This window comes from Inediibacterium massiliense, from assembly GCF_001282725.1.
Lineage (GTDB): Bacteria > Bacillota > Clostridia > Peptostreptococcales > Thermotaleaceae > Anaerophilus > Anaerophilus massiliensis.
Map to the genome: position 1 here is coordinate 122,190 of NZ_LN876584.1, position 12,888 is coordinate 135,077.

The 12,888-nt window shown below is 29.7% G+C and carries 11 protein-coding genes; 6 read left to right on the top strand and 5 right to left on the bottom strand.

The annotated features are described in order from the left end of the window. Positions 1 to 9: 9 nt before the first annotated feature. Positions 10 to 654 (bottom strand): LemA family protein, encoded by a 645-nt coding sequence (locus BN2409_RS02010; RefSeq protein WP_053954997.1) that lies wholly within the window; start codon positions 652 to 654, stop codon positions 10 to 12. 364 nt (positions 655 to 1,018) lie between these two features. Between BN2409_RS02010 and BN2409_RS02015 the strand changes: the two genes are divergently transcribed. The 4 genes from BN2409_RS02015 to BN2409_RS02030 all read left to right on the top strand — a co-directional run bounded on the left by BN2409_RS02015 (position 1,019) and on the right by BN2409_RS02030 (position 6,006). Continuing rightward, a complete protein-coding gene (locus BN2409_RS02015) occupies positions 1,019 to 1,495 on the top strand; it encodes a MarR family winged helix-turn-helix transcriptional regulator (protein ID WP_053954998.1) in 477 nt (158 codons plus the stop codon). Positions 1,496 to 1,624: 129 nt separating this feature from the next. Continuing rightward, positions 1,625 to 3,001 carry an MATE family efflux transporter gene (locus tag BN2409_RS02020; RefSeq protein ID WP_053954999.1) on the top strand — a complete coding sequence of 459 codons (1,377 nt, stop codon included), beginning with the start codon at positions 1,625 to 1,627 and terminating at the stop codon, positions 2,999 to 3,001. Beyond that, entirely contained in the window at positions 2,988 to 3,572 is a 585-nt protein-coding gene (locus tag BN2409_RS02025; protein WP_053955000.1) for a class I SAM-dependent methyltransferase, read from the top strand. The genes BN2409_RS02020 and BN2409_RS02025 overlap by 14 nt, the downstream gene beginning before the upstream one ends. 769 nt (positions 3,573 to 4,341) lie before the next feature. Then, complete coding sequence (locus tag BN2409_RS02030; protein WP_053955001.1) at positions 4,342 to 6,006, top strand: methyl-accepting chemotaxis protein; 1,665 nt, start codon at positions 4,342 to 4,344, stop codon at positions 6,004 to 6,006. A gap of 45 nt (positions 6,007 to 6,051) precedes the next feature. On the opposite strand, the gene BN2409_RS02035 is transcribed toward BN2409_RS02030, so the two are convergent. Further along, on the bottom strand, positions 6,052 to 7,389 hold the full coding sequence (locus BN2409_RS02035) for a hypothetical protein (protein ID WP_053955002.1): 1,338 nt from the start codon (positions 7,387 to 7,389) through the stop codon (positions 6,052 to 6,054). Beyond that, on the bottom strand, positions 7,367 to 7,927 hold the full coding sequence (locus BN2409_RS02040) for a sigma-70 family RNA polymerase sigma factor (protein WP_053955003.1): 561 nt from the start codon (positions 7,925 to 7,927) through the stop codon (positions 7,367 to 7,369). Before BN2409_RS02040 ends, BN2409_RS02035 begins: the two co-directional genes overlap by 23 nt. A 185-nt stretch (positions 7,928 to 8,112) precedes the next feature. Here BN2409_RS02040 and BN2409_RS02045 point away from each other — a divergent pair, with 185 nt between their 5' ends. Together BN2409_RS02045 and BN2409_RS02050 are read left to right on the top strand one after the other, a co-directional pair. Further along, a complete protein-coding gene (locus BN2409_RS02045) occupies positions 8,113 to 8,667 on the top strand; it encodes a sigma-70 family RNA polymerase sigma factor (RefSeq protein ID WP_053955004.1) in 555 nt (184 codons plus the stop codon). A 2-nt stretch (positions 8,668 to 8,669) separates the two neighbouring features. Continuing rightward, complete coding sequence (locus tag BN2409_RS02050; RefSeq protein WP_053955005.1) at positions 8,670 to 9,701, top strand: DUF4179 domain-containing protein; 1,032 nt, start codon at positions 8,670 to 8,672, stop codon at positions 9,699 to 9,701. 66 nt (positions 9,702 to 9,767) lie between these two features. Here the strand turns inward: BN2409_RS02050 and BN2409_RS02055 are convergent, their stop codons facing one another. Further along, positions 9,768 to 10,895: a hypothetical protein gene (locus BN2409_RS02055; protein ID WP_053955006.1), complete on the bottom strand. Its 1,128-nt coding sequence runs from the start codon at positions 10,893 to 10,895 to the stop codon at positions 9,768 to 9,770. A gap of 9 nt (positions 10,896 to 10,904) precedes the next feature. Continuing rightward, on the bottom strand, positions 10,905 to 12,683 hold the full coding sequence (locus BN2409_RS02060; protein ID WP_053955007.1) for an HSP90 family protein: 1,779 nt from the start codon (positions 12,681 to 12,683) through the stop codon (positions 10,905 to 10,907). Positions 12,684 to 12,888: the final 205 nt, after the last annotated feature.

Below are 12,888 nucleotides of genomic sequence, written 5' to 3' on the forward strand. Positions count from 1 at the left end.
TATATACTGTTACTCATTAAAATCTTCGTCTACATAAAACTGTAAAGGCTTAATCTTCCAAATTCCAGAAAACATGATAGCTGGAAAACTCACCATAGCCGTATTATAATAAGTTACATACTCATTATAAGAAAGCTTTGAATTTAAAATAGTATTTTGTGATTCTTCCAATTGAACTAATATATGAGAAATATGTTTATCTGATTTTAAATCTGGATATTTTTCTACCGTTACCTTCAAGTCTGTTAAAGCTCCTATCCCTTCTATATTTCCACTGGTCTTTCTATCTCCTTCTCTAGAAAATGCCACAGACTTTTGAATATCACTCTCATGAGATAAAAACTTTGATATAATTTCTTCTGCTTTAGCAATCAATTGACTTTCACGCTTTTTATATATACTAATATTACTGTATAAAGCAGTTGTTGTTAATTCTAATTTCTTTAAGTAATTAAACTCACTCCCAACTGTATAAATAATCATAGTAATCAATGAAAGTATCAGAGAAATCATCACATAAATATCTGGAATTTCGTCTCCTTCTGTAACCATGCCCAAAATAAAAAAGTAAAAAAACCACCCTAAAATAAGTCCTCCAATAAATGACCATAATTTCTTTGTATACGTTCTCTCTTTAATTTTCTTTGCACTCATGTATGTCTCCTCCTTTTGTCATGATAATGGTATCGGCATCCTCTTAGTATTTTTTTATCCATTGAATAAATATTTCTCCATTGTTTATAGTTCAGATTTATATTCGTTCCTACAACTAAAAAAAATCAAGCTAGGGCATTTATCTCCCTAAGGTTCTAGGTTCTAAACTTCCTAAACTTCTAGGGACGGTTATCATTTTTTCACTGTTATTCTAAAAATATTTAAAATAAACTTCTAGGGACGGTTATCATTTTTTCACTGTTATTCTAAAAATATTTAAAATAAAAAAATAACTCCTTATCGTACTAAAATTAGTATCGGAATACTCCTTGACAAAAGTGTATAGGATCTATATACTTATAGCATGATGATTAAGAATAGTAAAAATAAAACAAAACTTAGCTACACGCTTTTGCGCGTATTCTGGAAAATTTTTGAAATTGACAAAAAAACACGTTGCTATGGGACGGATGAACAGCTCTTTGAAGCAGAAATTCATATGATTAAATCTATCAAAGAAAATGAGGGAATTCATGTAACCGGGCTTGCCAAATTATTAGGGGTGACAAAAGGCGCGGTATCCCAAATTATTATGAAGCTTGAAAAGAAGGGTATGGTTGTCAAAGACACCGATCCCCTCAACCTGTCGAGATTAGTTTTAAAACTGACTCCAAAAGGAGCAATAGCATATATAAACCACGAAAAGATTCATCATCAATTTGATGACCTTGTTCATGAATCTTTGCAAGGTGCTTCTGCGGACAATATAGCTTTCCTTAAGGATTTTCTAAATTCACTTGAAAGGAGAATAGACAATTTTGAAAACAGTAATAAAGAGTAATGTTTTTTCTTACCCATAGTGTATAGTCTATATACACTTATCTATATTCTTTATATATAAATGCGTTTATTTTTTAGCAAAAGTGTATAGTAACTATACTGATTAAAACTATGAAAGGAATTGATTTCAATGAATATGAATGTTCAAAAACTTCAAATGATGCGGGATGAAAAAATCCCGAAGATACTTATTAAGCTAGGTATACCTACAATGATAGGCATGATAGTTTCTGCACTTTACATCGTAGTAGATGCATACTTTGTAGGTGGGCTTGGAACCAGCCAGATGGGTGCCGTGTCTATCGTATTCCCCATTGTTCAGGTTATCGTCGGGCTTGGAATGACCTTTGGAAGCGGGGCTGCATCCTATATTTCCCGTTTGCTCGGTGAAGGGAATGATGAGAAGGCAAACCGGACAGCATCAACAGCGCTATTTTCTAGCCTGTTCGTCGGAGTGGTGTCCATTATCATTTCACTATGCTTCCTTGATAAAATATTAATTACATTGGGCGCCACAGCCACAATCCTTCCCTATGCAAGAGAATACGCCCTTATTTATGTGTCAGGCTCCATTCTGAATATAATGAATGTAACCATGAACAATATGATCACGGCAGAAGGCCGTACACAGCTGACGATGATATCTATGCTAATCGGAGGCATCTTAAATGTGATATTAGACCCAATTTTCATATACCCTTTAGGCTTTGGTATTCGGGGAGCCGCTATTGCAACAGTCATTTCTCAAATGGCAACCACCTACCTTTACTTATGGTTTATTCTTGGCAAAAAAGGTTATCTCCGTTTTTCCATCCGGCTTTTTACTTTTGATGGGACAATTTTGGGTGAGATATTCAAGGTTGGAATACCTATCCTTGTGTTTCAGATTTTAGCCAGCGCGGCAATGGGTCTTTCCAATACGGCAGCTAGCGTGTACGGGGATTCAGCAGTCGCAGCTATTGGCGTAGTGACTAGAATTATGACGCTTGGAACCTATGTGGTTTTTGGTTATATGAAAGGGTTTCAGCCGATAGCCGGTTACAATTATGGAGCAAAAAGATATGACCGTCTGAGTGAAGCCACAAAAGTATCTCTAAAATGGTCTACGATATTCTGTACCATCGTAGCGCTTTTCATGGTTATATTTCCTACTTCCATCATATCGCTTTTTTCAGAGAATGACGTAGAATTGATTGATATTGGCACTAAGGCTCTGCGTGCAAACGGAATTATTTTCCCCTTCTATGGATTTCAAATGGTTTATATGGCACTATTTCTTGCTATGGGGAAAGGAAAGGAAGGCGGACTTCTCAGCATCGGTCGCCAGGGATTATTTTTCATTCCCGTCATTTTGATTTTCCCTCGGTTGTTCCACCTTGAAGGTGTCATCTGGACGCAGCCAGTAGCGGACTTGCTAACAGTTGTCTTGACTGCAGTTTTTGCACTTCAATTACACAAAAAATTAAAGCTGATAAAGCAAGGAGGACACACAAATGAAACTAACTGATATCTGGGGATTCATGCTTAATAAAAGAGCAAAATCAGGTTCTCAGCGAGTACTTGAAAGTCTACAAATCAAAGATGGTGACATGATAGCCGACATTGGATCGGGAGGCGGATATTTTACCTTTGAATTTGCAAAAATGGTGGGGAAAAATGGAAAAGTTTTCGCCGTTGACACAAACACTGCCTTATTGAGATATATTAACAATAAGCTCAAAATACAGAAAATCCAAAATGTCGTAACAATAATAGCAAAGGAGACAGGCTTTGTATTACCAGATGGAACTTGCAATCTCATATTCGTAAGAAATGTATTTCATCACATAAATAATGCCGAAGTTTATTTTAGGAACATTCAAAAGAATCTAAATCCAAATGGAAAAATAGCTATTATTGAATGGCTTCCAAATACAAAGAGGGGCTATCCCATACGCACTGATCACAGTACATCAGAAATTGAGATACGTAAAGTTATGAAGGTAGCAGGATTTCAGCAAATTAGATCATTCGATTTTTTAGACAATCAATCTTTCAATATATTTAAATTAAACTCAACATCGTCAAATAGTTTTTAATCTACCTTATGTATTATTACTACAAGGCTATATATTATTACAAGAAACCGTTATTAATTCTTTATTGTTTTCTTGTAATAAAAAATAACTTCTTATTAAAAATAGAAGTTATTTTTTATTTGAGCTTTTAATTATTTTTATTTGCTTTTTTCATTGTTTATATAGCTTTATAACTATTCCTAAATTTCAACATTAAAATCTTCGTCTACATAAAACTGTACAGGCTTTAACTTCCACATTCCAACAAACATAATCGCTGAAATCTAAGACTCCATTCCCCAAAGTTCACAGCCTTGCACGTTAAACGGGAATAACAAGTCCCAACCAGCCAAAACGTATATACTTTTGAAATGGAATAATAGTCTAAATACGGGTATAGAAAAATCTTCCCTGGTACAGTTACATTAATATCCTTCATAAAATATATACCCATTTCGACTATTGTTCGGACTTTCTAATTTGAAAAATGAATAATCCTTCTAACTCCATATTACAAAGGACGGTTATTGTTTTTTTACTATTGTTTTTGACCTACAAATGAATTAACCCCTAACCTGAATTCAGAAACAATTAAAATTGCTTAACCGTCCCTAATTTCCCTAATTTCCTAATTTCCAATAAAACATTAGATCGTAGTTTGTTCACATGTTATAATATAAATATTTTCTAAATCACTCTCTCATCCATACTCATCTACCGATTACTACATATATAGAAAAGATTTTAACAAAAATAAATAATATAATTATCATTTTAAGGAGGAAAAAATATGAAAAGCAAAGGAAGTATCAAGCGGTATTTATTAATGTTTTTAGTAGGTTTTTTGTTGTTATCCTCTGCAGTCAATACTATATGTACTGCCATTGTAATCAATACCAAAATAAAAAATGTATTAATTACAAAAGCTAAAGAACAAGTATACGAAATAGGAAAACAAGCAGAACAAATACTAGCAAATGAAGAAGATCCAATCCCTATCCTTCAAAAATTTGTGGAAGAAAAAGAAAAACAAGAAAATGTCACTTATGCTATCGTTATTAATACTAATGTAAAAGCCATTGCTCATAGCGATCCACAAAAAATAGGAAAAACTTATAAAGATACATATACCATAGAAGGAGCCACCGAGGGCAAGTCTCAATTTACAAGATGGTATGCAGAAGTACAAAAAATTTGGACATATGATATTATGCAACCTATCTATAAAGATGGGCAACTATATGGTGTAATGGATATAGGAGTCCCTGAAAGTGGAATAAAGGACATTGTAAAAAGTGTTATTATGTACCAAGTGTTCATTTCACTTATAAGTTTTGTAGTAATTGGAATTCTAATGTGGATGATCATTCGTAAAATAACAAATGCAATACAATCTCTTTCAAAGATCGTTTCAAAAACAGCAGATTTGGATTTTACTCATGAAGAAGGACGAAAATTGGATAAACGAAATGATGAAATAGGAAGCATGGCTTTAGCAATTATGGATATGAGAATAAAGTTAAAATCAGTGATTGAAGGAATTATAAACACAAGTCATTCTCTTTCAGATGCATCCACAACACTTTCTCAAATATCAGAAGATAGTGTTCGTTCTACAGATGAAATAACCACAGCTATTGAAGAAATGGCCAAAGCTACAGAAGAACAAGCTTTAGATACAGAAAAAGGCGCTGAGCAAATCAATCAATTGGCTAAAAATATGGATCAAGTCCTAGAAAGTACAAGACAAATTGTAGAGAAAACAAGTAGCATGGATACTTTAAGCTCTACAGGTGTACAAACTGTTCTAAGACTAGAAGAATGGTCTATAAAAAATAAAAAATCATCTGAAAATGTAAGTGTCATTGTCCAAGAAGTTGAAAAAACATCATCTGATATATCTAGTATTGTAAATACAATAACAGAAATTGCAAGTCAGACGAATCTTTTATCATTAAATGCTTCTATAGAATCGGCAAGAGCAGGAGAAGCAGGCAAGGGATTTGCCGTAGTTGCTGATGAAATTAGAAAACTTTCAGAACAAACCTCTAGAGCTACAGAAGATATAAAGGAAAAAATTCAAGGGATTCAAGAAATTTCACACAACGCAGTAACTGAAATTATGGATGGTTTAGAAATTGTAGTAAAAAATTCCGAGGTTACCCAAGAAACAAAAACTATATTTGAAAATATAAAATCAGAATTAGATCAAACCATATTAGTAGCAAAAGAAGTAACTCAACTATATGATCAAATGAATGAAAAAAAAGAAGAAATTGTTGGAGTAATAGAAAATATATCTGCGTCATCAGAAGAAACATCTGCAAGTACTGAGGAGATCTCTGCCTCTGCTCAAGAACAATTATTAGGTATAGAAACAGTAGCTCAAAATGCAATTGCATTGAAAGAAATATCAGAAGAATTAAGAAAAGAAATGGATAATTTTAAATTGTAAAATTAAAAATCAAGCTAGGGAATTCATCTCCCTAGCTTGATTTTTTTATTTCATATCAATTGTCCAATCTCCATTCATTACAAAATCAGGATAAGATATTTCAATATTTGTGTTCTCCATATCTTTATCAAATTCTAAATTTACAATTCCTTTGTTTCCATTTATTTCAGTAGATATTTTTTTAAAGTCTTTGCTATACAAGTCAAATGATCTTATTGTAATATTTTTATCTCTATGAGTATTTAATTCAAATTCTATTTGAGCAGATGTTGGTGATACTCTTTTAATACTTTTCATAATCGCCTTTTGAACTTTAAAATCAATTTCTTTGTTTACATTTGCTTCTCCACTTTCAGGAATATCCAATTTGAAAGAATCCATTGTTTTTTCATAACCTGCAATAATAGCAGGCACTTTTACAGTTAAATTTTCTCCCTTTGGTGCATTTGTTTCAAAGGTTGTTACTGGACGGCCTTTTGCATCCTTTGGAATTTCAAGCTTGTATTTATTATTCATTTTATCCCATACATAAAGATCCTCAGTTCTACTGCTTGTTCCAGATCCAAAAATACCATCTTTTTTATTTTCTGTTACTGATACAACTTTTTTATCTATTGGTGTTCCAAGAGAAGATAATTTTAAGTCTTTATCATTAAAGGATGCAATCAATTGGATATTTAATTTTTCATTGTTATCTATTAATTTAGCTCCCATATTGACACCCTCTATATTCTTTTGGGAATCATTTGTACATATTTTACTGTTTGCATCTAAGCTTTTCGCTTTTTCTAATGAAACATCATAAGACTTTCCTGCTATCATCAATGTAAACTCTTTAAAAGGTTTAATATTATAATTCTTTTCTTTTTCATTTGCAAAGCTAAAAGAATATTTATCTCCTTCTTTAGAATAACCTCCTACCTCATAAATAGTATTTAGATCATTTTTAGAGATAATACTAATATTTTCTAATTCTTCTTCACTCAAATCTGAAGAAAGCTCCACTTCTAGATTTCCCTCTGAAACCATTACACTTTCTAATTTAATATTCTTATCTAAAGATTTACTTCCTTTTAAGTAGTATGCCTCTCCATCTACTACAGTAGAATAAACCGGTGTTTTATTAAAAAATGATTGAATTGCCTGGGAAATGTCATCTGCATATACAGCAGTGATACTAAACAAACATACACAAGCAGCTGCCACATATGGTAATTTTTTTCTGCTTTTTACCTTTTTATTATTATTTCTTAATTTTTCATTAGCTTTTTTATGAATAGAATCCATATCTATTTCAACCCCTTCTAATAATTTATTTATTTCTTTTTCCACCAAATCATCATCTAGATTTTTTAATAAATCAATCAATTGATCTTCGTTCATCACAAAATGCCTCCTTTATAATCGTTCTCCCCCTCAAAAGCCTGTTGTCTATAGCAGATCTAGATAAATGAAAAACTTTTGCCAGATCATTTATTTTTTCTCCGAAGAAATATCTTCTGAAAAATATTTCTTTGTCTATTTTGTTAAAAGAATCAATAATTTTTATAACCTTTTCTTGATCTTGCCTTAAAAAAAATTGTTTCTCTAGGTTATAAGTATCTTTGACTTCAAATTCCTCAATGTCTATAACATTAGTTTGTACTTTCTTTCGTTTATATGTTAGTGCTTTATATTTTGTTAAAATTAAAAGCCATGTTCTAAAATTTCCTTTTTCCTTATCAAATTCATTAATTTTTATCCATGCATCTAGAAATACATCCGACACACATTCCTCAATATCTTCTTTATTAAGTGATGGAGATAAGATATTATAAGCTAGGCAATAAATTACTTTTGTATATTTGCTGATCATATGTTCATAAGCTAGTACGTCTTTTTCTTTAATTCCTTTCACAAGTGCACTTTGTGAGTATTCCACTATATTCAACTCCTTTCATATATTACTACGCATTGAATATGGTTTTTCTCTCAAAAGTTTCTATATTATTTTAAAAAATAAAATTTTATCCATATATGGATAGATTATATACAATTCCATACGAAGTATTAAGTGAAAACAAAAATTTAATGAAACAATAAGCTTATTGGAAGGACGTGCATTACATGAAGATTACAGAAGAAAATTTTATTCTTCAATTAAAAAATCAAAATGAGAAGGCTTTAGAATATGTAATAGATCATTATGGAGGATTGATTCAATCTATTGTAAAAAAACATCTATATAATTTACAAAGCTATCAAGAAGAATGTGTTAATGATATATTATTAGGAATTTGGAATAACATTTATAGCTTTAATGAAAGTAAGAGTACTTTTAAAAATTGGGTAGGAGCCATATCCAAATACAAAACCATTGATTTTCGAAGAAAATATTTAAAAGATTTAAAAAATCAAAACATAGATTATGTAGAAATATCTATAGAAGATTCTACCCTAAAAGCAATTACAAAAGAAGAACTAAACAAGGATTTAGAAGAATTATTAAACTGCTTGAAAGATGAAGATAAAAAATTATTTCTTAAATTGTATGTAAAAGAACAAGAAGTAAATGAAATCAGTAAAGAAACAGGACTAAAAAAGGATGTAATCTATAACAGAATCTCTAGAGGGAAAAAAAAATTAAAGAGAATGTTTCATATTATAGAAAGTAGGCGATAAAAATGGGAAAAAATATATATGATCTTTTCAATGATATAAATATTGATTTTAGTGAATATGATGAAGAAGCACTTACAGATATAGAAAGAAAACATTTGAAAAAAGCTTTTAAAAAATCTATCAAAAATAAAAATCATTCATATAAAAAATATATGGCTACTGCTTTAATCGGTTTACTCGCTATAGGTTTTTTAGGAAACAATATAGAAGGTACTGTATGGGCAAATATTCATGCCCTTGCCTATGATATAGCAGGTTTTTTGAGAATAGAAAAAAACTTAGATGAATATAAAACTGTTTTAAATCAATCTATCACAAAAAAAGGTGTAACCATAAAATTAAACGAGGTCATTTTAGATCATAACGAGCTAGTAGTTTCAAATACTATATCTACAGATGAACAATTAAAGGATAACTTTGCTCAAGCTGATGGTACTATTTATATAAATGGAAGAATGGCAAGTTACGGAGCAGGAGGAGCAGCCCAAAAAATAGACGATCATACCATCCAAGAAGTAATGGCTTATGAATTAACAGATGATGATATAAAGGGTGACTTAAATATAAAAATTGTATTTTCAAATGTAACTGTGAATGGAGATACAAAATCAGGAAATTGGGTTTTTGAATTTAAAACAAATGGAGATGAACTGGCATTGGATACTCAAGAAATTTTACTAAATCATACTTTTACTCTTCCAAATAAAGAAAAAGTTACTCTCGAAAAATATACTAGCAATCATTTAGGGCAAAAAATTTATTATCATAAAGATAAGAAAAATTCTAACAGTGCTGATTATGATATGATTCTAAAAGGACATGACGATTTAGGAAGTGAAATTAACTTTTATTTATCTAGTGAAAGTGATGGCCATGGAATATTTAAACTTACAAATATAGATAGAAATCTTAATGAAAATGCAAAAGTTTTAACTCTTGCCCTTTATGCAGTAAAGTTCCCTGAAAAAAGCGGTAAATTAAGTAATGATTTTAAAAAAGTAGGAGAAGAATTTACAATTCATTTATCCAAATAAAGATATAAAGAATCCTCTCAAACAGAGGATTCTTTATATCTTTGTATAAAGTATACTAAAGAAGTACTAATTCAACTTCTCTACATTACATATTTTTAAAATTTTATTGATATCCTTTGAAATAATCGTATTATTGTTTCTTTGGTCAAAAGCATCTTTGCTTTTGATGACACTTTCTTTGAAGTAGTTGATAAGATGATTTGTATCATATCCACCTCTTTTATAAACAGGAGAAGTCCTAGGGAGTCTCATTTTAAAGCTTTTAATTCCCTCTTGATCCATTTTACTAAATAATATATAAGCGGATAAATCAAAATACATTTTCTCAATAGTATTATTTTGATCTATATGATTTTTATAATTGTTTTCAAATATTTTGAGAGCTTTAGATGTATTTATATTTGATAAATATAGAATATGATGATAGACCATTTCATAATATATGCTTTTTCCATTGATTTTTCTAATGCTTTTTAAATGAAAGTTTTCGGCTAAATTATACTCTTTATTTTCATACAGATATAATAATATTTCAGATAAGGACCCATACAAACCAGATGGACACTTTGTTTTTTCATTTAAAATTTCTTGTATAGTTTTTTTGATAGATTCCAAGTCATTTGTATACAAATAATAACCAATCTTATGTCTTAAATTACATAATTTACAATCCGATGCTTTATCTGCTGGCGCGATCAAAAATTGTTTATACCATTCATCTATATATTCTTTAGGATAAGCTCCTGCAATAGCGGCATCTATTTTATTTATATAGTATGGTTTTAAACTCATACCATTCATTTCATAAAAAGATTTCATATTTTCAAATATATAATCTATTTTTTCTAAAGATACATTATGAAACCTATAAATATCCTCTGCAATAAATTTATAATTCCAACTTAAATTGTATACAATGTCTTCAGATAACTCTATTTTATTCATATGATTGATACACCATATAAATTCCATAAGCTTAATTTGAACTTTATTTGTAAATCCATATGCATAAATCATTTCTGTTTTAATAAAATATTCCTTTTGTAAATCATTGTTTTCTTTTGCAATATGACGAGCTTTTTTAAGAAGAACTAAAGCTTTCTCATATTTCAGAGGATCCTCAGAATTCATATCTCCATATAACAAATCACCTGAAGCATATATTAATTCATCTATTTTGTCTATATAATCCATTTTGCCCTCCTATAATACTAAATCCATAATTTTATTTATTCCATTTGAAAATAAATTATTTTCTTCTTTTGTTATTTTATGATGCCCTGCCATAAGAGCTTGAACATATAATATCTCTATGACAGACTTTTTTACTTCTTCATTTTCACAACCAATTAATTTCTTAATAAGAGGATGATCATAATTAAAACATAAATCAGATAATTCTTCTTCAAATAAATCTTCAAAGGAAGAAGCCAATTCAGCCAAAATAAAATGATCTTCAGAAATAGAATCTTCTTTTGTTTCTTTTATATCCTTTAACATCTTCGTCCCATTGCTCAAATGATACACCACAGGAATATCTACTGGACTGAATTTTTTGATAGATGCTTTACAACTATGTTTTTTTAATACTTGATCTGCAAAATATAAAAAATCATCACTTTCTTTCATTTCTTTAAAATTTAATTCATCAAACCACTCGGATATATCTTTTGGAGTAATCATCTCTGTAACGTATTGATCTACTATAAAATTAAACTTTTCTATTAAATCTACATCGTTGATATACCCACCATTGACAACACATATGTTTTGAGCCTTTGCAGTTTTTTCAATTTGCTTATAATCATCTACTGTGAGCGTATATTTTATACTTTTGTATTCATTGAAAATTTCAAATAAAGTCATCTTTCCCATAGTAGTTTCAAACTTAAAATAATGAATCATAATTTTGTAAAGCTCATCTTCCTCTGCAGACATGATCTTTAAAGACTGATAATGAATATTGATTATTTTTTCTAATTTTTGGGGATCATTTTTATACAAATTGTAAAAGTATTGTTTCATACTTTGCTCAATTTCATTTCTTATTTTTTCTAATTGAAAATCTTCATAAAAATCTTCTCTAGATGCTGTAAGTCTAATATTTTGAATGTTTAGCAAAGGTTTCGTAAAAAAAGCCCAGGAAGGTATTAGTTTTTCACATTGGTCTGATACAAACATTCCTTTTACATAAATTTTTCCTTTGATTTTAGATGCCATACTTGCATTTCTAGGGAGAATATAAGCTACTCCATTGATATTTGCAGTATGAGAATAGATCGGAATACAATCTATAAATTTTTCTTTAAATATTTCCTTGCCTAAAATCATCCACTGATAGGTACTCTCTTGATCATCTACCAAAGAATAGATGTCCTTATTTATTTTGACTGCTTCATTTTCGTAATTTAAGAATATGGAATAAGGTAAAAATCCTCCATAGTGATTAAGCATTCTATAAACATATGAATACGAAAAAAATTCATCATATCCTTCTTTTGCCTTTAAATATACTTTGGTTCCATACTCAATATTCATGTCTAATTTCTTTATATGATAAGTTCCATCATTCTTTCCAACCCATTTGTATACTTCATCACTATGAAGTTTTCTTGTAATTACTGTAATTTCATCACAAACGATAAAACAAGAAAGAAGTCCGATTCCAAATCTTCCTATAAAATCATTATTCAAAAGATCATTTTGATTTCTTTTAGAGGACTGTCCAATTACAGATAAAAAACTTTCTATATCTTCTTTTGAAAGTCCGATCCCATTATCTTCAATGAGTAAAGTATCTTGATATAAATCAAAAGTAATCACTTCACGGATTGTATCATCTATTTTTTTTCTAGCTGTGATTGCATCTACTGCATTTTGAAGGACTTCTCTTAAAAATACACTTTGATTGCTATATAAATTTTCTGAAAGTAAAGCTATGATTCCTTCTAAATTCACTTGAAAATTTTTGTGATCCTGCATCTTATTTCCCCTTCCTGTTTTGGTAGAAACTACTATATTTTTCGGCATATTTTTCTATTTTTTTATCATATACTATCATATGGTAAAAATCTTCAATAAATTTAAAATTACCGATTCTTTTATTTAATAATTTTTTATATAGAATAAAAAAATTCGCATATTCCTATGGTCATTGTTCATTTATATAGTTTCCTAATGAATAAAG